Genomic DNA, 21,894 nt, shown 5'->3' with positions numbered 1-21,894 from the left:
GTTCCTTTTTTATGCTGAGGATGACCACACGCCGTAATGCACCGAAGACTTGAGGCTGCTCAAGGATGGATTTGAATAGACCGTTCACCAGTGGTTTCTGGAAATTCACTGTCCCGGCCACATTGCGCCAGGGCTGGAGAATTTCTTATAACCACACCCTCAGCATGATCCAGGCTCAAAAGCTGCGTCTGGCCCAAGCCGCATGCGCTCCAATAGTCTCGCAATTGAGCCGAGCTCTGCGACTTGCCACGGCAGAAATCATCATCAGTTCCAAACGCTGTGCCGAATTCATTCTGCCCGCCAAAGCGCGATTCCCAGTTGCGTTGTTGGCCTATCTTTTTCTGGTCTTTGCTCTGGAAGTCTTTTTTCTCAAGACATTCTTGCCCGGCGACATCGCCATTCAACCCAAGAAATCGTCATCAGGACTCATGGCGATCTGGGACCCGGATGAAATCGCCGATGCACGTGAAGTCATCCTTGCAGCCTTGCCCTCGGCGTTCATGACCCACCTCTCCCCGCTACGCATCACAGGCAGCACTGCTGTTTTTTTCAGTGATCCCGACTCACTCTCGATATTTTACGAACCATCTGAAATTTTTGAAGAATTCCAGCACCAGCTCCTCACACTGAACGTGACCCCATCCCATCAGGAGCCAGCTGTCCCCTTTGACAGTGTCAGGCTCAGTGTAGACCGTTCAACTCTGCGCATGCCGGTGGATCCTGAAGCCGTTCATCCCCTGGACCGTGCCGCTTTTCAGGCAACGGCAACTCGCAGGACCCGTTTGTCCGGCCTGTTCGCACGCCTGAAAAGCCCAAAAATGGCACACGCCTCACTGGCCAGCCTGCCCAGCAGCGCCATTGCCCCGCCCATGTCCCGTCTCGACAAGATTCGCTCTGCAGAATCTCGACGCAACAGACTGGGGAGCCTCTGCGCCCTGTTCGAATCTGGTGTTCGCGGCATCTTCGCCATTGGCTATGACGTCAAGGGGGGAACCTCCTACGGAAAATACCAGATCTCGAGCCGCAAAGGGGCCATGCGTAATTTCATCACCTATCTGGAAAAACGTGCTCCCTCCTGGGCCCAGCGTCTGAAAATTGCCGGGCGATCCAATACGGGCGGGACTTTGGGCACAATGCCCAGAACCTGGAAGAACATCGCATCAGAACACCCGAAGCTTTTTGAAAAACTTCAGGATGACTTCATCCACAACTACTATTATTCTCCCACCTTGAATGAGGTAAAAATGCGTGCCGGGCTGGACCTGGACTCACACCCTCCAGTGGTTCGCGAGGTCCTCTGGAGCACGGCAGTACAACACGGCCCAAGCGGTGGAGCATCCATTTTCATCAAGGCCAACAGCCGAGCAAAGGGGCATCCCGGCAAGGATTATGTTGTAACACTGCTCAAGGAAGTCTTCCGCGAACGTGAAAAACGATTGTCGAAGATCCCTCTGCAGACTCAGACTGCGTTGCGAGCCCGTCTGAAACATGAGATGACATTGGCCCTGAACCGTCTCGGGAGCGCCCCGGAACGAAGAGCAGTACTTCTGTCCAAAGGCAACGATCGACTGATGTGATTCCAAACGGGGCACGACCATGGCTTCAATTAAAAATATTCATGTGCTGATCGTTGAGCAAAACGAATCCGTGCAAAAAGCCATCGCCACTGCCCTTGGCAAAATTGGTTTTACAAACGTTTCCGCTACCGGGGACCTGCTCGGTGCCTGGAAATCCATTGCCAGACAAAAAGTAGGCCTACTGATCTGCGAAGCCGTAGTGGGCGATAAATTCGGCATCCATCTGCTGAAGAAAATCCGCTCCACCCAGGGCGTAGCCAAGCTCCCAGTGTTAATCATGTCATCCAAGAAGGACCCCAAGATCGTTGCCGCGCACATGAAGGCCGGTGCTTCGGAATTCCTGATCAAGCCTTTCGATGCGGCAACACTGCTGACCAAACTCAAAAACGCCCTTTCCAAACCCCCGACGCCCCCTGCATCTTCAAACGAGAAGAAACTTCTGGAGCAGGGGTATCACTGCCTGGACAACTATGATGCGGATAGGGCTCTTGCCCTGTTCACCCAGGCGGCACGGGCCAACCCCAAGTGTGCAGAGGCTTACAAAGGCCTGGCTCACGCCTGCAAGATCAAGAAGGACATGGACCAGTTCTCGATTTTCATGAACACGGCAGCCAAGGTTTTCGTGGCAAACGGAGATCATGCGGCCGCCGAAAAAATATTCAATGAACTGCGGATGTACGACGCCTCAGCCCCAAATCCTTTTTCTGCTGCGGCCTCAGCCCTGCGCGACAAGGGTGACATGAAAAGTGCCATCGCCCTGTTCAGAAAAGCCATCGGAGTCGAGCCCGACAACGCGCAAAATTTCTTCGCCCTCAGTGAATGCCTGATGAAGACAGGACAACTCGACGATGCCAAACAACGGGTCACGGAAGCCCTGACGATTCAGGATGATTTCCCTGACGCCCGCAAGTTGTACAAGGGATTGACCGGAGAGAAATGGACCTCAAGCGACCAGAGCGACGCTGCGGCCAAAAAGAAGCAAAAAGAAAAGGAAGATGAAGATAAACGCGGCACCGTCCGCTTCTGGGTTCCCGACTTGCTCATCGAGGTCGTCGGACACAAGGATCATTTCGCCCTAACAGAACTCAGCCTGAATTCACTGGGCCTGAACCCCATGGATGACACGTCATTCGAGATTGGCCAAAAGGCAAAGATTCATATCCTCAGACTGGGCGAAGTCGGGACCAAGCCGGAAATCAAAAACCTGAAGGGCAAAGTCATGCGCGTCGAGGAGGAGACCGTAGGCCTTGAACTCCACGACCTGACTTCCGAGCAGGAGTCGGAACTGCTCCAGATCATCGAAGCCGCCCAGGAACGTCAAAAGCAGAAATTCAAAGAGGAAAACAAGGAAATCAAATTCGAAATCGACATGATGTTCATGTAAATTCCAAACCGCCCTCCTGCACGGCAACCTGCCTGCATCTTCTCTTTATTCAGCCAACTGCTTCAGAGCAAAACCCTCGACCAACTCCTGAACCCGATCGCGGGTTTCCTCATGCGTTGTCAGCACATGGTGTTTGGTCACCGTTTCATGAATGGGCAGCAACTCCAGCCGACGCTCAAGCGACGAAACTCCAGACATGATGGCATAGGCACTGGACAGGGGGACCGTCCGATCACAGGGACTGTGCACACAAAGCAAAGGCGCCTCCAATTTCGAAAGCCCCATCTTCACCTGCCGCATTCCGTCCAAAAAGCTGTCCAACGCCTCCAAAGACACATACTCCTCATACCCCTTCCAAGGGGCAATCCGCCTGGCCTTGGGATCTGGTGATCCTGTCGGCCAGACCGGACGGATATGCTTGAGCAGCGGAACAAGTGGCATGCGCCAATCAGGAAACTCGGGCGGCCAGAATTGGAACAGGTGGACCGGAGCGGCAATGGTCAACACCCCCGCTGGCTCGCGAACAATACCCAGATGCAAGGCCAGGGTTCCCCCCATGGACAGGCCACAGACCAGGACACGCTCATGGCTTTGGACCAAGGCGTCGAACTCCTGTTCCATTGCCATGGTCAAGTCCGAGAAGGATGATTTCCGCCAATCCGCAATACTGGTTCCATGCCCCGGTAGCAGGGGCACTGACACCTTGCACCCAAAGGATTCGAGTGCTTCTGCCAGCCCCAGCATTTCAAACGGCTCCCCACCGAACCCATGAATCAGGAGCGCCGCAGTATCGACAAGGGAAAAATCAGAAATCAAGACAAACTCCTCAGCATCAAAAATCTTTCCGGGGACAATCCGGTATCTTTACGAAACACAGGCGGGAAGCACCATAGCTGTCTTGCGAATGACCGGGACTTCCATTACATACTTCAGACCCTTACCGCAAACAAGCCCTCCCTGGAGCCAGCATGCCCACACCTTGTGATACCCTACTCACCTGCGACGTTCTGATGACTCAGGACATGGCCCGTACAACCATCAATGACGCCGCCATTGCCATCACAAATGGAACCATCACCGCCGTTGGTCCCAAGACTGAACTGCAAGGCTCATTTACTCCCGCATCCCACCTGGACCTGGGGCCTAGCCTTGTCATGCCGGGCTTGATCAATGCGCATACTCACGTGTCCATGACCTTGCTTCGGGGACTGGCCGACGACCTGCCACTCATGGACTGGCTGACCAAACACATTTTCCCTGTCGAGCAGAAACTCACCCCGGAGCTGGTCCGGCTGGGGGCTCTGCTGGGCTGTGCAGAAATGCTGCGCACCGGCACCACCTGCTTCTGCGACATGTACCTGATGGAAGCTGCCGTTGCCGAAGCCGTTCATCAATCGGGCATCCGGGCCCGCGTGGGAGAAGTAATTTTCGCGTTCCCCTCTCCGGCGTATCCCGACCTTGACGGAGCGCTGGATGTTGCCCGCGGCCTGGAGGAACGCTGGGAAAGCGATACCCGCATCCGCACGGCCGTGATGCCGCATGCGGTCTACACCACCAATCCCGACCTGTTGCAGCGATCCTACGCCTTGGCCGAAGAACTGGACGTGCCCCTGCACATCCACCTGGCCGAATCGACAACGGAAACAGCTCAATGCCTGGAGCAGACCGGTCAGCGCCCAGTGGCCTACTTGCAGGACCTCGGCCTGCTTGGCCCCCGGACCCTTGCCGCACATTGTGTGGATCTGACTGACGATGAAATTTCAATCCTGGCTGACAGTGGCACCTGCGTCTCGCATTGCCCGGAAAGCAACATGAAACTCGCCAGCGGGTTTTGCCCGGCTCAGAAGCTCCTGGATGCAGGAGCCATGATGGGCATCGGCACCGACGGAGCATGCAGCAACAACAACCTTAACATGTTCACGGAGATGGGCACTGCCGCCCTCGTGCAGAAGGTCCATCGTATGGATCCCACGGTGCTGCGCGCCCAAACTGTCTTGGACATGGCGACCCTGGGCGGTGCGGCCAGCCTGCACTGGCCCGAGCTTGGTTCCATCGAAGCCGGCAAGGCCGCCGACCTGATCGCGCTGGACCTGACCCGGCCCAATATGCAGCCCATGTACAATCCGGCCTCTCATGCCGTCTACGCGACCAATGGCGGCGAAGTCCGACTGACCATGGTCGAAGGCGAAGTCCTCTATCAGGATGGTTCGTACACCCGGCTGGACTACCCAGCCCTGTTGAATGAAATCCGTGAAGCCGCCCATTGGGTGCAGAAACAGCTCTAAAGGATATTTCCACTATGCAAACGCCTAGCCCCTGCGATCTCCTGATTCGTGCCGGTGTCCTCATCACTCAGGATGAGAACCGATCTGTCCTGTCTGACGGAGGCCTGGCCATTATCGACGGTATCATTGTAGCCTCGGGCCCGTGGGCTGAGGTTGCAAGCGCCTACAGCGCATCCCGGACTCTTGATCTGTCCTGTCGGCTTGTGCTGCCCGGATTGGTCAATACCCATACCCACGCCGCCATGACCGCCTTCCGTGGTTTGGCCGACGACCTGCCCTTGATGGAGTGGCTGACCGACCACATCTGGCCCGTGGAAAACCGACTGAGCCCTGAAATCGTATACGCTGGCACCTTGTTGGCCTGCGCAGAGATGCTGGCAACAGGCACAACCTGCTTTGGCGACATGTATCTGTTCGAGCCGGAAGCCGCACGGGCCGTTGAAAGGCTTGGCATGCGGGCCGTGCTTGGCGAAGGTGTCCTTTCCTTCCCCACACGTGCCTACGAAACACCTCAGCAGGCTTTCGAACACATCGAGGCTTTCACGCACGCCACTCGCGACTCCACACTGGTACGTACGGCCGTGGCACCTCATGCGGTCTACACCACGTCGCCCGAAATTCTGCAGGACAGCTATGCCCTGGCAAAGCGTCTGGATCTGCCCTGGATGATTCATGCCGCCGAATCAGCCACGGAAACGACACAGTGTCTGGAGCATTTTGGCAAGCGTCCTGTCCCTTATCTTGCTGATCTGGGCCTGTTGACCCCGCGAAGTCTGTTGGTTCATATGGTTGATATCGACGAAAACGATATCGATCTGGTGGCCAAGGCCGGTGCGGGAGTCTCACACAATCCGCGCAGCAACATGAAACTGGCCAACGGCTTCTGCCCGGCCCAAAAGTTCATGGATGCTGGCGTTCCCGTTTCACTGGGCACTGACGGCGCGGGCAGCAACAACAGCCTGAACATGTTCGCCGAAATGAATGCCATGGCTTTGCTCCAAAAGGCCCACCGCATGGACCCCACAGTCACCAAAGCCGCCGATGTCCTGGACGCAGCAACCCTGACAGGGGCCCGCGCTCTGGGATGGCCCGAACTGGGGAGCCTCGCTCCCGGCAGTCCGGCAGACCTAACGGCCTTGGACCTCGATCATCCGGGCTTGGCGCCGCTTTACGAACCCATCTCGCATTCTGTATATGCAGCCACAGGCGCCGAGGTGCGCATGACCATGGTGGCAGGTGAAATCGTTTATGAAGACGGACAGTTCCCCTCACTGCCGCAGGATGAATTGAATGGGCTGGCCACCACCCTCAGACAATGGGCTTTGGCCCGGAATCAATAGACACGAGCAGTTTTAGCTTGACAGAGACGCAACTATCCATAAAGAATCCTCTGCTTTCTATGACTGACAATTAATCCACAGCCCGCTGATCACAGGCAGGCATTTTTTAAGGAGACACTCCAATGGCAAAGAAGAAAGTCACTACCATTCTGGACAATGCAGTTATGACCGACGCCGGTCTGACCCTCAACGGTGTTGTGCTGCAGCAGGTCATCGACAAGTGTGAAGGCTGTGAGCGCGTGATGGACCACGCCTCTGGCGGCAACTACTGCACCAGCTACGCCCAGCCCGCTTCCAAGTGGTCCCACGGCGTCTGCAACTTCGCCACCCACGTCCGCGCCGAGAAGGACACTGGCGGCAAGGTCAAGATCAACCCCTTGAAGGCCTCCAAGCGCGCTGCTCGCGGTCGCTAGGCCCTCTAGGTTATTCTCATGTTTCTACAGGGGCGGGCGCGAGTCCGCCCCTTTGTTTTGCTGTGGCAATCATGTACATACTAAGATTTGCCCTCTCCCAAATTTCTTTGTGAACGCAGTTACGGAGACACCATGTCCGAGACGTTGATCAAGCGCATCCATTCCATGAGCGACGAAGTCGTCGACCTCCAGCGCAAGCTGGTCGCCATCCCCGCTTTGGGCCCCGACAACGACGGTGATGGAGAAAAAGAGAAGGCGGACTTCCTGATCGACTATCTCAAAGGCCTTGGCGTTGAGGATATCCGGGAAATCAATGCGCCGGATGACCGGGTCTCCTGTGGCTACCGCCCCAATATCATGGCCTTCATCCCCGGTGAGGATGCTTCCCGCACCTTCTGGATCATCTCGCACACCGACATCGTGCCTCCGGGAGACCCCAGCCTGTGGGACAGCGACCCGTACGAACTGCGCGTCGAAGGCGACAGCATCATCGGACGTGGAGTGGAAGACGATCACGGTGGCATCGTCCCTTCCCTGATTCTGACCAAGGCCTTGCTGGAATCCGGCCTGACTCCCCCCATGAATCTGGGCATCCTGCTTGTGGCCGACGAGGAAACCGGCAGCCACAAGGGTCTTGGATATGTGGTTGAAGAGCACGACGATCTGTTCGGCAAAAACGATCTCTTCTTGATTCCGGATTTCGGAACCCCCGACGCCGCCTTGGTTGAAGTAGCGGAAAAAGGCATGCTCTGGCTTGAAGCAACCGTCACCGGCAAGCAGTGCCACGCCTCGACACCTTCCGAAGGCGTCAACGCCATGGTCGCCGCATCGGCCCTGGTTCTGCTCCTCAATAGTGAGCTTCCCATCAAATTTCCGGCCACTGATGATCTGTTCTCACCTCCGACCAGCACCTTCAGCCCCACCAAGCGTGAGGCCAACGTGCCCAATATCAATACGATCCCCGGCAAGGACGTATTCTGCATGGATTGCCGCATCCTGCCCGAATATTCAGTGCAGGAGGTCAAGGATGCCATTGCCGCCCTGGGCAAGACAATCGAGGATCAATACAACGTGACCATCGATTACCACGAAGCCCAGCGTGAAGAAGCAGCTCCGTCCACCTCCATGACCAGTGAAATCGTCACGCGCCTGGCTGCGGGCATCAAGGAATTCTACGGTGTCGATGCCCGTCCCGAAGGCATTGGAGGCGGTACTGTTGCGGCCATCCTGCGCCGCGCAGGACATGAAGCCGCAGTCTGGTCCACCTGTGTCCATAACGCCCATCAGCCCAATGAGCGCTCCCTGATCTCCACCCAAGTCTCGGATGCCAAGGTCATGGCCCGAGTGCTCTTCGGATAACACTCAGGTCGACAGATCAGGACATTATAATGAAGCCCATCTTCCCGGATATCTTCGACTGCATCGTCGTTGGCGCAGGCCACGCCGGATGTGAAGCCGCCATGACGGCCTCATCTCTGGGCATGTCCACCCTGCTGCTGACCATCAATGCGGACCGCATCGGCCACCTGTCCTGCAATCCCGCCATCGGCGGATTGGCCAAGGGGCATATGGTCCGTGAGATCGATGCCTTGGGCGGACGTATGGGCATCTGGGCCGACAAAGCGGGCATCCAGTTCCGACGTCTGAACACTTCCAAAGGCCCCGCCGTTCGCGCCACCCGCGCCCAGATAGACCGAGATGCCTATTTGAAAGCCGTCCAGGCAGATATATTCAACCAGGAAAACCTCTGGGTCTTTCAGGATATGGCTGAAAACCTGCTGGTCGAGCAGGGCCGTGTGGCCGGAGTGACCACCCAATTGGGTCAACGTTTTGGTGCACGCACGGTCTTGGTGACCACAGGCACGTTCCTGCAGGGGCTCATCCACATCGGACAGAGCAATTTCGCAGGGGGCAGACTGGGCGATCCGGCTTCCAAAGGCCTCTCTGCCAGTCTTGCTGCTTTGGGGCTGGAGTTGGGGCGCTTGAAAACGGGTACGACTCCGCGTCTGCTGGCTGACTCCATCGACTTCTCGAAATTGGATGTGCAGCACGGCGATGTTCCGCCCCCGTCCTTCAGCTTCCACGCCCCCTTCAATCCGCTCCCCCAGTTGCCCTGCCACATCACCTGGACCAATGAGCAGACCCACGAGGCCATCCGCTCCGGATTTGACCGCTCCCCCATGTTCACAGGAGTGATCAAGGGCGTTGGCGCGCGTTACTGTCCCTCCATCGAGGACAAGGTCGCCCGATTCCCGGACAAGAATCGTCATCAGATTTTCGTGGAGCCCGAGGGCCTGAACAGTCCCGAGGTATATCCCAACGGCATTCCCACCAGCCTGCCCCTGGATGTACAGAAAGCATTGTTGGCGACGGTGCCGGGCCTTGAGAAGGCTCAGATCGTACGCCCAGGCTATGCCATCGAGTACGATTTCTGTTTTCCCACGCAGTTGGACCCGACCTTACAGACCAAGATCCTTCCCGGCCTGTATCTGGCGGGCCAGATCAACGGTACCTCAGGCTACGAGGAAGCCGCAGCCCAAGGCCTGTGGGCCGCAGCTAATGCCTTCTGCGCCCTGAACGGACGCGAGCCTTTCCTGCCGGGCCGTGATCAGGCCTACATGGCCGTGCTTGTGGACGACCTGGTGACCAAAGGCACCGAAGAACCCTACCGCATGTTCACTTCCCGCGCAGAACACCGTCTGCTCCTGCGCGAGGACAATGCCGACGCACGAATGACGGAACTGGGTCGTGACCTGGGGCTGGTGACAGACGATCACTGGCAGATCTATACGACCAAACGCGACGCCTTGAACACCCTGCTTGCAGGCCTGAAGGAAACGCGCATCCGCCCCGACGTCGCCACTTGCGACATTCTGGCAAACATCGGTGCCTCCATTCCGGGCAAGGCTGTCTCCCTTGGAGACCTGCTGCGCCAGCCGGAATTGACCATCGAACGCCTCGAGCCTTTATACCCGGCTATCGCCCAAGCGGCACCCGAAGTCCTGCGCGAAGCAGAAACCATCGTTAAGTACGAAGGCTACCTCAAGCGCCAGGAACAGCTTGTGGCCCGCTCCGCCCACCTTGAATCCGAGCGGCTCCCAGAAGACATGGACTATTCCAAAGTGGCCGGATTGACCCGAGAGGCCGAGGAAAAACTCGATCATGTCCGGCCCATGACTCTGGGTCAGGCGGCTCGTATCTCCGGCATTACTCCTGCGGCCATATCCTGTCTGGAAATCCACCTGCGCAAATTGTCCAACTGACAAATCGCACACCCTTCCCCTCGGCAATAATTCCGGTTACATGAGTGCAATGAACGCCCGGAATACGGTACGCCGCGTTGGCGAATTCACACTCCGCAAAAGCAGACCGCTTGTGCAGACCAACGCCATCCTCATGGAAACGGCCCGCTCATTCGTACGCCTGACATTCCTGAATACGGCCTGCTACCGGTCCATGGTGAGGCACCTCTACGCCGTAGCCGTGCAAAGCCTGCCATCAACCTGTTTCATTGCCCTGATCATGGGTTCCATCACTGTCCATTACCTGTTGTCCATCCTCACTGGACTCGGTGCCTATGACCGCATCGGTGACTATCTCATTGACGCCATGCTGCATGAAATTGCCCCGGTCACCGTGGCCGTCATTCTGATGGTGCGAGCAGGCACAGCCACCCTTTCCGAAACCGCGCTCATGGCAATCCGTGGCGAACTGGACACCCTGTCCATGCTGGACATCAGACTCAGGGATTATCTCTTTTTGCCACGCATCATGGCTTTTGCGGTCGCTGGCCCCTGCCTGACCCTGGCCTTCAGTCTGGTCGGATTACTCGGCGGCTTCCTGGTCATGGGCTATCTTCAGGATATCACCCTGGCCAACTATCTGGACCAGATTGCCGAAGCGCTTGTGCCAAGTGATCTGCTCTACATCACGGCCAAACCATTCCTGTTCGCCACGCTTGTCGCGGCCATCAGTGTGCAGCGCGGCCTGAATATCCAGGCCAAGCTCACGGACTTGCCCAGGCAACTCATCCAGGGGTTGATGTATGCCTTGGCAGCCATCGTAGGTGTGGAAGTCATCTTCATCCTCTTCACCTGATTTTCATAGCAAACAAGCCCGTTGCGGCATTCAACAGGTACAACATGGACATTGCCACACTGCTCGCCGAGACCACAGACCTGCTGCTGACAGCCTCCAACAAAGGTGGCATTCAGCAATTGGTCGATCTCTCGTTGCAGACTGATTTCCACATCGGTGTGGTCGGCCGCCGCTATCCTCTTCTGGAGGAACTGACAGTGGAGGAGAACATCGCTCTGCCCGGCATGTATCACCGCAATCTGAATCCTCAGCAGGTCATCGAGCGGCTGCAGGGCCCTCTGGAAATTCTGGACCTGCTCGGCGCCCTGAGCCAGCGCCCGACCAACCTGAGCCGACGCGACACCCTAAAAGTCAAGCTGTTGCGCTGCCTCGGCCAGGACAGCGGTATCATCCTATTGCCGACTCCCGGCGTCGAGGATGTCACTCAAGCGTTCGAGGCCGCACAGGCGCTCAAGAATGGCGTACGTATCTGGGTTGCCTGCCTGGACAAGACCGCCCCGGCTTATGACCAGTTCAATCTGAAACCCATGGCATTGCAAGGAACCCCATGAGCACCAGACATGAAACTATGGAATTGCGGGTTGGCGCCTTTGTCCTGATTTTTGTTGCCGTGCTCATTGGCACCCTGATCGTTCTCGGCATCAAGAAGGATCTGTTTTCGGACTACGCCACATTCTATGTCATCAGTACCACCGGCGAAAACGTGGAACGCGGCACCCCGGTACGGCTGTCTGGATTCCGCATCGGTAACGTCAATGATGTGGATCTATCTCATGTGGGTCGCGTCATCATTGAAATCGACATCCTGGATAAATACAGGGAATGGTTCCGTCAGGACTCCCAGATCATCCTTGTGCAGGGGGGAATTATCGGTAAAACCTACCTGCAATTGGCTCCCGGATCACAGAACAGCCCCGTGCTCGAAGAATACACCCAAGTCGAATTGAATCGTATCGGTGGGCTGGATGAAATCATTGCCGAAGCCAAACCGGTCATTGAGGACCTGAAGGTCATCGTCGCCAATATCCGGGCCATCACCGCTCAGCTTCTGGATAAGGACGGTCCGGTCCAAAGCGTGTTGGTTAACCTCGGAAAACTCTCCGAGGATCTACGCTCGGACAAGGGCCTTGTCGGATACCTGACGAAAAATCCCGAACCCGTCCAAAAGCTTGACTCGTTGCTGGCCAATACGGACATGGCCATGTCCCGCATGACCCGTTTGGTTGATGCCACCACAGAACGAGTGGAAGACCTTGAACCGTTGCAGAAAGAAGCGGTGAGCATGATGCAGGAAGTCAACAGTTTTGTTAAGGAACTCAAGCAGTTCAGGACAGACATCCAGCCAGCCGTAGATAATTCCGTTGCCATCACTGAGGACATTCGCGCGGCCACGACAGACCTTGCACGCCTGCGGGCACGCACCGAGCACACCATTCGTCTCGGCACCGAACTCCTGGAGCGTCTGAACAACACATGGCCCCTGTCCAGAGGTCTCGGTTCACCTGCCCCCGAGGAACACCCGGCCCCATAGGAGATTACTCATGATATTCAGATATTTCTCCATATATATTATTCTCTTGGCCTGTTGCGTTACTGGCTGCAGCACAGCAACTGATCGCAGCCCCTATCCGCTCAGTACATCCCCGGCCCAAGCCCCCATACAACGTCGTGATTTTGTGGACTCTTTCTTGCAAGGTTATTGGTGTGAAGCTGAGATCCAGTACACCAAGAGCCTGGAATCGTCGCTACGCAGTGACGACTTCTGCGCTGCGGCCAAAACCGCAAAACTGGCAGCAAGACTCAGGGCCTACCTGGACATGGACGCAGGTGTCCTTGAACAGGAGGCCAGGCGCTATGCCAAGGCAGCCCTCGATTGTCCCGGCTCTCTTGAACAGCGAACCCAAAGAGACAAGGATTACGAGACACTGATTGAAGAACGCAACTACCTGCGCCTTGAGCGGAGCCTGAAGGCTGAAAAAGACAGTCTGTTCGCCTCCGTCTATGCACGCAAGGCAGCGCGTACCGCCATCGCTCAGGGAGACGACACCACAGCCCTGACGCTGATTGAATTGGCAAGGATTCGGGACGCCCGGCAAGGCTGGGTGACTTTTTTACGTGAAGATTGGCGATTGCGCCTGAGCATTGAGGATAACCCGCAGAAAAGGCAAGCTATCAATGACCGCATTCGGATTCTTGACGACCAGATCTTCCCTTGCGACTGAGCATATTCTCGCAGGAATAGACCGCTCCTTTCTCGGGAGCGTCAAGGACAACTTCGCGGCTCTCGGGTTCTCTTCCCAAGGGCTGGAGATCATTGTCTGGACCGTTGCGTTGGCCTGCATTGCTGGCGGTTCTGTGCTTTTGGCCAACCACTATGTCTTTCGCCGCAAGCCCTCTCTCCCCATTGGTGTGATTGTCGCCCCGGAACAGGTGACCGACCTGCTGCAAGCCGCCCTTGATCAGCGCAACAAGATCGAATTCAGCTTCTCCAGGGATGAGCAGGTTTCCAGGCCATTGCACTGTTCCATCGAGGAACTCAGCCACAGCAACCTGACTCTGGATGCAGGCGATTTTGTGCAAGCCCATCAGGGATGGATTGCGCGACCAGTGACCTGCTATTTTCGAGTCGCCTCGCGCGGAGGAGGCGGAGCCTCGCAATTCTATAATTTCGAATCCGAAGTGGCTGGCATCAAAAAACGTTCCGACGGGAGCACTCTCATCACTCTGCCCATTCCGGACAGTGTCCGGATGCAGCAGAAACGCATCCACCTGCGTATGGAGCCTCCGTTGGAATACATGCTCGGCATGGCCCTGTGGCCCGAGGTCCACTCCAAGGATGGGACTCTTGAACAATGCCTGAAATGCTGGGGGAAGCCTTCCCTTGTTCATCACGCCGGAGAAACCGACATGATGCGCGTGGCAAACATCTCGGCTGGTGGCCTACGAATTGATATCACGCGACAATCATTGAAAGAAAACGGCCTGGACTTTGAAATCGGGCAACGCTTTTACATCCTGACCAAGCTTTTCGACCCGGACATGAAACGCAAACAAAAGCTGTGGTTTGTCGGTCGTGTGCAGAACCGCTACGAAGATTTCAAGACCAAGGACCTGGAGATTGGATTCAAATTTATTGAAACCGGCGAAATATCCGACCCGGAAACCATGCAGATCACCTGGACCAAAATCGGCGGGGGCGGTATCGACAAGTTGGGCAACTGGATTCAACGCAGGCATCTGGAACTCTACCGTTCCAGAGGAATTGTCTAAAAAACCCAACCGGCAGGGATTGCCAACACTCCTGTAACTTCCTATACCTAAGGTTAATTCAATCTACGTGAGGAGGTCTCCAGTTGGAAGACGAATCAGACAGTTTGTTCTCCACCCTTTTTGGCAAACTCTTCAAGAGGGACGACTCCGTCCTGGAAAAGTTCATCCACTCTGCCAAGCGCGACGGCGACCTGACCGGCGACGAAGTCAGTCTGCTGCTCAATGTGCTGCGCCTGGGGCGGAAACAAGTCCGTGAAATCATGATCCCGCGCACCGACATCGCCTGCGAAGCTGTAGACGAGCCACTTCAGGCCGTTGCCGAGCACCTGATGAAACGCGGCCATTCGCGCATTCCCATCTACCAGGACAACCGAGACAATATCGTAGGCATCGTCCACGCCAAGGATATGCTGCGCCACTGCATGCTGGGGGGCGACCCTAAGTCTACGGCCGACATCATGCGCAAGCCCTTGTTCATTCCAGACACCAAGAACGTCATGGACATGCTGCAGGTCTTCCGTACCAGGAAGATCCACATGGCCATTGCCCTGGATGAATACGGAGGCACCTCTGGACTGGTGACCCTTGAAGATGTTTTGGAAGAAATCGTCGGAGATATCGAGGACGAGTACGATGCTCCGCGCCCCGACGATATTCAGGTTCTGGAGAACGGCGACATCCTGGTCTCAGGACGAACCCCTCTCTTTGAATTGGACGAGCAGTTCAACCTGCAGTTGACTTCGGAACAGGTCGATACCGTCAGTGGATTTGTCTGTGAACTGGCGGGTCGCGTACCGTACTCCGGCGAAACATTCTCCACCGATGGTCACCGTCTCATCATCAAGGAAGCCGACCCCAAACAGGTACACTGGCTTATCATTCAGGCCGTGGAGCGTCCCAAGGCCGATGATTAATCTGCTCTTTCCGGCAATTCTGGCCTGCATCGGAGCCTGGTTTGGCTTCGCCAATCCCTTGGCCCATGTTCCGCCTCTGGCGTTACTCCTGCCCATTGGGCTCATGCTCTGCGCCCGGCACGCCCCTAGCCCTAAGGCAGCCTTCAAACGTGGCTGGCTCATCGGCGCGGCAGCCTTTGCCGGAAGCCTGTACTGGGTCGCATTGCCGGTTCATGATTTTGGGGGACTGCCCTGGATTCTGGCAGTGCCCTGCCCCATCCTCATCGGATTATTTCTGGGCCTGTATCATGGCCTGTTCTGCCTGGGACTCAGGTTGGTCAAGGGGCGACTCTCCTGGCCTTTTTTGGCCCTGTGGGTCGGTTCCTCCTGGTGGTTCCTGGAACTGCTGCGAGGCATCCTGTTCACCGGATTTCCGTGGCTGACCCTGGCCTCGGCCTTCTCCCCCTGGCCCTTTGCGATCCAGACAGCCTCCGTTGTCGGTTCCTATGGCCTCTCTGGACTACTGGCCACAGCGGCCGTTCTCATCTCGCGTGGCACGGGAATCCTGTCACGACAACGACTGGCAGGGGCTCTGATCCTGGCCCTTCTCGCAGCGACGGGGTTCTGGAACCTCTCCCTGCCACTCCCTGAGACAAACACGGCCAGCATCAGCCTCATCCAGGGCAATATCGACCAGAGCCTCAAGTGGGACGAAGCCTACCGTTACGCAACACTGGCCCGGTACGAAACACTGACCCGGGGCGAATCAGACCGCAACAAGCCCGATCTGATGATCTGGCCCGAGACAGCACTGCCGTTCTACCTTCAGGAACTCAATTCCCTGTCCCTGTCTGTGCGCAACCTAGCCAGGGATATCCAGACGCCCATCATCACGGGTTCTCCTGCGTTCACCTTTCTTCCCGGCAGGCGAAAGCCCACACTCTATAACCGGGCCTTTCTGATTGAGCCTTCGGGGCGACTTGGTTCTTATTACGACAAAGAGCACCTTGTCCCCTTCGGCGAATATGTTCCCTTTGGCGAGTATCTCCCGTTCATCACCAAGTTGGTGCAAGGCGTAGGAGACTTCGAGCCCGGTAACAACGAAGGTCCTCTGCCTTCCGGCAAGATACGCTCGGGGATACTGCTCTGCTACGAGACCATCTTCCCAGAACTTGCCCAGGCCCGAGTGGCAGCGGGAGCCAACCTGCTGGTCAACATCTCCAATGATGCCTGGTTTGGTCGTTCCTCGGCCCCGCTCCAGCACCTGTACCTTTCGGCGCTACGTGCCGTTGAACAACAGCGCAGCATCGCACGCTGCACCAACACCGGAATCAGCGCCTTCATCGATCCCCATGGTCGAATCCAGTCGGCAAGCCGACTTTTCAGTGCTGCGGTCGTGACTAAAACCGACGTACCGATCCTGACGTCTACAAGCTTCTATCATCGCAATTATGACCTTCTGGCATGGCTGCCCGCCATCCTGCTGGCACTGTGCTCCCTGTGCGCCCTTCTCACGCGCCCCAAGAGCTGAAAAACACAGATCCAAGCCTGAAACCGCAAGGCTTGCTTCACAGCGGTCTTCGGGATATACTTACAAATTGCCGCAGAACGACATTAACCCTACGGATTATCTTATCATATGCTTCAGTATACTGATTTAAAGGCACAAGGTTCCACCCTTCTGGAACAATTCAGTTCCCTTTGGGGGCGTCTTTGACCACGACCAGAGTGACTCTCGCCTGAAAGAAATCGAAGCGGCCCTGTCCAAGCCCGGTGCTTGGGACAATCCTGACGCACTCAAGCCCCTGTTGCAGGAAAAAAGTCGTTTAGGCGCCATGGTGGAGTTGTGGGACAACCTGCGACAAGCCAAGGAAGACCTGGACGAATGGCTGATGCTGGCCCAGGAAGACCAGAGCACGGAAGTCCTTGAAGCGCTGAATGAGCAGGTGAATGCCCTCACCGCACATCTTGCCGAGACCGAGCTCAGAACATTGCTCTCGGGTCAGCAGGACTCTGCGGCGGCACTGCTGGAAATCCATCCCGGTGCAGGCGGCACCGAGGCTCAGGACTGGGCCGAAATGTTGCTGCGCATGTACCAGCGATGGAGTGAGCGCCGCGAGTTCACGGTCAAAACGCTGGATTTCCTTCCCGGCGACGAGGCAGGTGTGAAAAGCGTCACCCTGCTAATCGAAGGCCCCTATGCCTACGGTCTACTCAAGGCCGAACGCGGCATCCACCGTCTGATCCGCATTTCACCTTTTGATTCATCGGGGCGCAGACATACCTCGTTTGCTTCGGTGGATGTGTATCCCGACGCGGGCAAGGACATTGAAATCGAGATCAAGGATGAAGACCTGCGCGTTGACGTCTTCCGCGCCAGCGGTCCTGGTGGACAGAAGGTCAACAAGACCAGTTCGGCGGTCCGCCTGACCCACGAGCCTTCGGGAATTGTGGTTTCCTGCCAGAATGAAAAGTCCCAGTTCCGCAACAAGGACACGGCCATGAAAATTTTGAAGGCCCGCCTCTACGAACTGGAACAACAAAAGCTCAGCGCCGAAAAGCAGGCCCAGTACGACTCCAAAGATGCCATCGGTTTTGGTAGCCAAATCAGGACCTATACCTTACAGCCTTACCGGCTGGTCAAGGACCATCGTTCCAAAACCGAAGAATCCAACGTGGATGCTGTCCTCGACGGCTCCCTCGACACCCTCATCCGGAATCAGTTGCTGCATGAACATGCCCAAAAACACAGCTGAAGACATACTCTCCGCCAAGGAAAAGGAAATCCTGAGCGAACTGGAATCGTTGCGCAAGCTGCTGCAGGTCCACGGGGCTGATGCAACATGCGTCGAGAGCACGCAAAAAGTGCTCGGGATCCTTCGCCTCTGTCCAGGATTGTCCATGGATCAATGGCCGGCACTCTCCGAAGAGTATGGACTGCGAGACTGGCTTGCCCTGCCCGTGGATGGTGAGGAATACCCATTTCTATCGCAAATCCAGAACAGCTTGCAGGAGTTGGCCTACCAGACCGAGCACGACCCGTTGACCACCCTTGCCAACCGCCGGGCATTCGACCGGTTGCTGGACCAGGAAATCGAACGGGCAAAGCGTATGGGAGACTCTCTCTCCATCGCCATTCTCGACTTGGACAACTTCAAAGCCGTCAATGACACTCACGGCCACCCCTGCGGGGATGATGTGCTCGTGGGCCTGTCCAAGCTGCTACTGACCAAGATCAGACGCTACGACGTTGCAGCCCGCCTTGGAGGCGAAGAATTCGCGCTGCTCCTGCCCGGTACCGGCCTGCTCAAGTCCCGAGCCATGCTGGAGCGTATCCTGGAATCAGTCCGCGAACTGACCTTCAACTGCTCGGCTGACGGTACCCCCTTCTCGGTGACTTGCTCGGCAGGACTGGTCTGTTACAAAGGGGTCTCCGATTCACCGATACCTGACCTTGTGGACCTGGCAGACAAAGCCCTCTACAAGGCCAAGGCGCAGGGCAAGGACCGGGTTATCACTGCCCCCCTTGCGGATATGCAAAAGCTGTCCAAGGCCTCGCTTGTTGAATCCAACGAAAAGAAATTTCTGTTCACCGGCAACGGTTAACCAAGGACCATTCCATGGCGAACAATACGAATAGAGTTGTCAGTTTTTCCATTGTCAGTGGCAAAGGCGGCGTGGGCAAGACCAACCTCGCACTGAACCTGGGCTATGCCCTGTACCGGGGGCATCACAAGGTCATGCTCATGGACTGCGACCTCGGCCTGGCCAATCTGGATGTTCTACTGGGCCTGACCCCGGACAAGACCCTCCAAGATCTGCTGACGCAGGACGTGGACCCGGCGGATGTGGTTGTCCCCATCGAGCAAGGCGGTTTCGACTTTTTGCCCTCGGCATCGGGCGTACCCGAACTCATCGACCTCGATGAGGACCTTCAGGGCCTGTTGTTCGACAAATTGAACAATGTTTTAAGCGGCTACGACTTCCTGCTGCTTGATCTGGGAGCCGGAATCAGCCGGACAGTAATGCGATTCTCTGCCATGACGCAGGAGCGGATTGTCATCATCACGCCTGAACCCACATCATTGACCGATGGCTACGCCATGATCAAGGTCATGAATTCCGAGCATGGGGTGAAGAACTTTCACGTGGTGGTCAACATGGCCACGGACCACGAGGAAGGCAAGCGCAGTTTCCAGCGTCTGCACGCTGCCTGTGAACGTTTCCTGGGGCTCGACATCAAATACGCCGGGACGGTGCGCCAGGACCCAACACTGATCCAGGCAGTCATCAAACAGACCCCGCTACTGAAAATGGCTCCCTCGTGCAATGCTGGCCGGGATATCCTGCAACTGGCAGTACGCCTGAAGCGCATGCGTGACGCCCGTTTGCCAGAACTTGGCGATCAGGAAGGTCTGTCGTTGCCACAGGAAAATAATACAGATTAACACTTGACGAAAACCCTCATAATTCGCATAGTTGTCATGATGCTGATAGTATCGAAGTCGAAATGGCCGTTGGGGGGCCGTTTTGAAAACAGGGAGGGCAAGTATGAATAAAAGTGAACTCATCAAGACTCTGGCAGAGAAGAATGACATCCATGTCGACGAAGCATCCATGGTAGTCAACACATTCTTCGATTCAATCAAGGACTCGCTGTCCAATGATGAACGCGTTGAAATTCGCGGATTTGGCAGCTTCAAGGTCAAAGACTACGGTGGATACACCGGTCGCAACCCCAAGACTGGGGATGTGGTCAAGGTCAGCCCGAAGAAGCTTCCTTTCTTCCGCCCAGGTAAGGAATTGAAGGAATTCGTCAATAAATAGCTGATGACCCGAACACTACTTCTCTTCCTGCTGCTCATTTTCTCGATTGGGTCCTCACCGGCTGTCGCAGAAGATGCCCTGACGCTCATCTATTCAGCCAATAGTGTCGGGGAATATGCTCCCTGTCCCACCTGAGGGGGCAAGACTCTGGGCGGCCTGGCTAGGCGCGCCACGCTTTTCAAGAATCTCAAGAATTCAGACCCCGGTGATGAACACAACCTGTTCATCGCCGGGGCCTTCGAATTCCTTCCCTTGACCCGGGAAGGGCTGGAATCCAAAGAATTGGCTCAGGCTCTCAGCAAAGCCTACAGCAGCCTTGAATACCATACTGGATATCTGGTCCCGGGCGAAAAGGCTTGGCTGGAGGATTCCGGTACGACGCCTCCCGAAAACTGGGTCACTGCCTCCGACAGAATTCAGGAAAGAATCATTGACCGCGCTGGCTACAAAGTAGGCTTGATCTATTTCCCCAAGCTGATCAAAGGGGCCAAAGAACCCTCTGCAATGATGATGAAGGCCGTTGTTCGCAAGGCTGAAAGTTTGAGCAAACGTTCTGACATCGTCATCGGCATCAGCCCTTGGGGTGGTAATGCCGAACGTACGCTTCTGGAGAAGCACACTCCACAAATCCACCTTCTGCTCGGTGCAGGGCCCGGCCCTGGCCTGGCAGGACGATTCGCCAGGAATGGCCAAACGTTCTGGGTCAGATCCTACAAGCGTGGAAAAGCAGTCCACGTCATCCACATCAGCAAGTTGCCCACTCGGAGTAATGACTGGAAATGGATCAAGAATGGGAACATCAGCATGAAGCTGGAAGTGCTCAATCAGGATCTTTCCGAAGACGCCGACCTGGTCGCTCTGCTTGGAAAATTCACACTCCCCCCACCAAAATAGTTGCAATCCATGTGGAAAACGGCCACGCTAGTTGACCTATCCGCAAACGCACAACCACTTGGTACCATCATGAGTCAATCCACAGGCATGACCGTGCCCTTTTTCAAGATGCATGGCAGCGGCAATGATTTCGTTCTTATCGATAATAGAAAGCTGGCTCTGCCCCGAGCCCAGATGACCCTCTGGGCACAGCGCATCTGCCGCAAAGCCTTTGGCATTGGCGCAGATGGCTTGATCTTTCTTCAAAATGCCCCCGCAGGTGAACAGGTTGATTACATCTGGCATTTCTACAATGCAGACGGATCACGTGCGGAAATGTGCGGAAATGGATCGCGTTGCGCAGCACGCCTGGCTTGTGAAATCGGCCTTGCAGACCGCAACCATGTGCTGGGAACGGACGCTGGCCCCATTCGCGCCCAAGTCCGCCCCGACTCCACTCTGGTCAAGGTTCAGCTGACTCCGCCCCAGGATTTACTCCTTGGGACCAGTCTGACCGTGGACGGTGTCCAATATGAAGTGCATTTCGTGAACACGGGCGTTCCTCATGCCGTGATCATTGTCGATGACGTCTCCGCCATTGATGTGGACAAACTTGGGCGTGCCATGCGCAACCATGAGCATTTTGCCCCGGCCGGGACCAACGTCAATTTCATTCAGATCAGAGGCAACTGCAAACTCCTGCTGCGCACCTATGAGCGCGGAGTGGAAGGCGAGACCTTTGCTTGCGGAACAGGAGCTGCGGCCTCGGCTCTGGTTGCCCATGAACTGGGGTTGGTTGATGAGTCTGTTGAACTCAAAACGTCCGGCGGCGAAGTTTTGCAAATCCATCTGGAAAACGGTACGCTCTTTCTCGAAGGCCCAGCTGTAAAGACCTATTCAGGTGAAATGTTTATCGAATCTCTTGGGCTGTAGC

General features: G+C 56.2%; 21 protein-coding genes. 20 read left to right on the top strand and 1 reads right to left on the bottom strand.

Features of this window, described 5'->3' with window-relative positions:
- The first annotated feature begins 65 nt into the window (after nt 1-65).
- Nucleotides 66-1,577, top strand: a complete 1,512-nt coding sequence (locus tag EL361_RS04410; RefSeq protein WP_126377003.1) for a VgrG-related protein — start codon at nt 66-68, stop codon at nt 1,575-1,577.
- Between the two features lie 19 nt (nt 1,578-1,596).
- A complete protein-coding gene (locus tag EL361_RS04405) occupies nt 1,597-2,961 on the top strand; it encodes a response regulator (protein WP_126377001.1) in 1,365 nt (454 codons plus the stop codon).
- Nucleotides 2,962-3,006: 45 nt separating this feature from the next.
- Here EL361_RS04405 and EL361_RS04400 read toward each other — a convergent pair whose 3' ends face one another.
- On the bottom strand, nt 3,007-3,777 hold the full coding sequence (locus tag EL361_RS04400; protein WP_126376999.1) for an alpha/beta hydrolase: 771 nt from the start codon (nt 3,775-3,777) through the stop codon (nt 3,007-3,009).
- Between the two features lie 152 nt (nt 3,778-3,929).
- On the opposite strand from EL361_RS04400, the gene EL361_RS04395 reads away from it, so the two are divergent.
- From EL361_RS04395 to dapF, 18 genes are all read left to right on the top strand, one after another.
- Entirely contained in the window at nt 3,930-5,246 is a 1,317-nt protein-coding gene (locus tag EL361_RS04395) for an amidohydrolase (RefSeq protein WP_126376997.1), read from the top strand.
- 14 nt (nt 5,247-5,260) lie between these two features.
- On the top strand, nt 5,261-6,586 hold the full coding sequence (locus EL361_RS04390; RefSeq protein ID WP_126376995.1) for an amidohydrolase: 1,326 nt from the start codon (nt 5,261-5,263) through the stop codon (nt 6,584-6,586).
- A gap of 122 nt (nt 6,587-6,708) precedes the next feature.
- Entirely contained in the window at nt 6,709-6,999 is a 291-nt protein-coding gene (locus EL361_RS04385; RefSeq protein WP_126376993.1) for a PxxKW family cysteine-rich protein, read from the top strand.
- Nucleotides 7,000-7,131: 132 nt separating this feature from the next.
- Nucleotides 7,132-8,358, top strand: a complete 1,227-nt coding sequence (locus EL361_RS04380) for a M20 family metallo-hydrolase (RefSeq protein ID WP_126376991.1) — start codon at nt 7,132-7,134, stop codon at nt 8,356-8,358.
- 29 nt (nt 8,359-8,387) lie between these two features.
- On the top strand, nt 8,388-10,262 hold the full coding sequence (gene mnmG, locus EL361_RS04375) for a tRNA uridine-5-carboxymethylaminomethyl(34) synthesis enzyme MnmG (protein ID WP_126376989.1): 1,875 nt from the start codon (nt 8,388-8,390) through the stop codon (nt 10,260-10,262).
- A 49-nt stretch (nt 10,263-10,311) separates the two neighbouring features.
- Nucleotides 10,312-11,097, top strand: a complete 786-nt coding sequence (locus EL361_RS04370; RefSeq protein WP_172961632.1) for an ABC transporter permease — start codon at nt 10,312-10,314, stop codon at nt 11,095-11,097.
- Between the two features lie 44 nt (nt 11,098-11,141).
- The gene (locus EL361_RS04365) at nt 11,142-11,648 is read left to right on the top strand and encodes a hypothetical protein (protein WP_126376985.1); all 507 of its coding nucleotides are present in this window, start codon (nt 11,142-11,144) and stop codon (nt 11,646-11,648) included.
- On the top strand, nt 11,645-12,628 hold the full coding sequence (locus EL361_RS04360) for an MlaD family protein (RefSeq protein WP_126376983.1): 984 nt from the start codon (nt 11,645-11,647) through the stop codon (nt 12,626-12,628). Before EL361_RS04365 ends, EL361_RS04360 begins: the two co-directional genes overlap by 4 nt.
- A gap of 157 nt (nt 12,629-12,785) precedes the next feature.
- Nucleotides 12,786-13,319, top strand: coding sequence for a hypothetical protein (locus EL361_RS04355; protein WP_172961631.1), 534 nt, complete (start codon nt 12,786-12,788; stop codon nt 13,317-13,319).
- A complete protein-coding gene (locus EL361_RS04350) occupies nt 13,273-14,367 on the top strand; it encodes a PilZ domain-containing protein (RefSeq protein ID WP_126376978.1) in 1,095 nt (364 codons plus the stop codon). The genes EL361_RS04355 and EL361_RS04350 overlap by 47 nt, the downstream gene beginning before the upstream one ends.
- An 83-nt stretch (nt 14,368-14,450) precedes the next feature.
- Nucleotides 14,451-15,281: a hemolysin family protein gene (locus tag EL361_RS04345; RefSeq protein ID WP_126376976.1), complete on the top strand. Its 831-nt coding sequence runs from the start codon at nt 14,451-14,453 to the stop codon at nt 15,279-15,281.
- Nucleotides 15,274-16,791, top strand: a complete 1,518-nt coding sequence (gene lnt / locus EL361_RS04340) for an apolipoprotein N-acyltransferase (protein WP_126376974.1) — start codon at nt 15,274-15,276, stop codon at nt 16,789-16,791. Before EL361_RS04345 ends, lnt begins: the two co-directional genes overlap by 8 nt.
- A gap of 108 nt (nt 16,792-16,899) precedes the next feature.
- Nucleotides 16,900-18,016, top strand: a protein-coding gene (gene prfB, locus EL361_RS04335; protein ID WP_126376972.1) for a peptide chain release factor 2 whose coding sequence is annotated in 2 segments (ribosomal slippage) — nt 16,900-16,974 and nt 16,976-18,016 — 1,116 coding nt in all. Because the reading frame shifts where the segments join, the coding sequence is not laid out codon by codon here.
- Nucleotides 17,991-18,866 (top strand): GGDEF domain-containing protein, encoded by an 876-nt coding sequence (locus EL361_RS04330; RefSeq protein WP_232034871.1) that lies wholly within the window; start codon nt 17,991-17,993, stop codon nt 18,864-18,866. The genes prfB and EL361_RS04330 overlap by 26 nt, the downstream gene beginning before the upstream one ends.
- Nucleotides 18,867-18,880: 14 nt before the next feature.
- Entirely contained in the window at nt 18,881-19,708 is an 828-nt protein-coding gene (locus EL361_RS04325; protein WP_126376970.1) for a MinD/ParA family protein, read from the top strand.
- A 103-nt stretch (nt 19,709-19,811) separates the two neighbouring features.
- A complete protein-coding gene (locus tag EL361_RS04320; protein ID WP_126376968.1) occupies nt 19,812-20,087 on the top strand; it encodes an HU family DNA-binding protein in 276 nt (91 codons plus the stop codon).
- Between the two features lie 3 nt (nt 20,088-20,090).
- Entirely contained in the window at nt 20,091-20,981 is an 891-nt protein-coding gene (locus EL361_RS04315) for a UshA-like (seleno)protein family 2 (RefSeq protein ID WP_420705198.1), read from the top strand.
- Between the two features lie 69 nt (nt 20,982-21,050).
- Nucleotides 21,051-21,893 (top strand): diaminopimelate epimerase, encoded by an 843-nt coding sequence (dapF, locus tag EL361_RS04310; RefSeq protein WP_126376964.1) that lies wholly within the window; start codon nt 21,051-21,053, stop codon nt 21,891-21,893.
- Nucleotide 21,894 lies beyond the last annotated feature (1 nt).

Origin of the sequence: Desulfovibrio ferrophilus (assembly GCF_003966735.1) — a bacterium.
GTDB classification, from domain to species: Bacteria; Desulfobacterota; Desulfovibrionia; order Desulfovibrionales; family Desulfovibrionaceae; genus Desulfovibrio_Q; species Desulfovibrio_Q ferrophilus.
This window is presented reverse-complemented; position numbering and strand designations above follow the sequence as displayed.

Coding starts and splice junctions, on each gene's coding strand:
- EL361_RS04390 (WP_126376995.1), top strand. CDS start 5,261: ATGCAAACGCCTAGCCCCTGCGATCTCCTGATTCGTGCCGGTGTCCTC.
- EL361_RS04410 (WP_126377003.1), top strand. CDS start 66: ATGGATTTGAATAGACCGTTCACCAGTGGTTTCTGGAAATTCACTGTC.
- EL361_RS04405 (WP_126377001.1), top strand. CDS start 1,597: ATGGCTTCAATTAAAAATATTCATGTGCTGATCGTTGAGCAAAACGAA.
- EL361_RS04350 (WP_126376978.1), top strand. CDS start 13,273: ATGACCGCATTCGGATTCTTGACGACCAGATCTTCCCTTGCGACTGAG.
- EL361_RS04360 (WP_126376983.1), top strand. CDS start 11,645: ATGAGCACCAGACATGAAACTATGGAATTGCGGGTTGGCGCCTTTGTC.
- EL361_RS04365 (WP_126376985.1), top strand. CDS start 11,142: ATGGACATTGCCACACTGCTCGCCGAGACCACAGACCTGCTGCTGACA.
- EL361_RS04325 (WP_126376970.1), top strand. CDS start 18,881: ATGGCGAACAATACGAATAGAGTTGTCAGTTTTTCCATTGTCAGTGGC.
- EL361_RS04320 (WP_126376968.1), top strand. CDS start 19,812: ATGAATAAAAGTGAACTCATCAAGACTCTGGCAGAGAAGAATGACATC.
- EL361_RS04370 (WP_172961632.1), top strand. CDS start 10,312: ATGAACGCCCGGAATACGGTACGCCGCGTTGGCGAATTCACACTCCGC.
- EL361_RS04385 (WP_126376993.1), top strand. CDS start 6,709: ATGGCAAAGAAGAAAGTCACTACCATTCTGGACAATGCAGTTATGACC.
- lnt (WP_126376974.1), top strand. CDS start 15,274: ATGATTAATCTGCTCTTTCCGGCAATTCTGGCCTGCATCGGAGCCTGG.
- mnmG (WP_126376989.1), top strand. CDS start 8,388: ATGAAGCCCATCTTCCCGGATATCTTCGACTGCATCGTCGTTGGCGCA.
- EL361_RS04395 (WP_126376997.1), top strand. CDS start 3,930: ATGCCCACACCTTGTGATACCCTACTCACCTGCGACGTTCTGATGACT.
- EL361_RS04380 (WP_126376991.1), top strand. CDS start 7,132: ATGTCCGAGACGTTGATCAAGCGCATCCATTCCATGAGCGACGAAGTC.
- EL361_RS04330 (WP_232034871.1), top strand. CDS start 17,991: ATGAACATGCCCAAAAACACAGCTGAAGACATACTCTCCGCCAAGGAA.
- dapF (WP_126376964.1), top strand. CDS start 21,051: ATGAGTCAATCCACAGGCATGACCGTGCCCTTTTTCAAGATGCATGGC.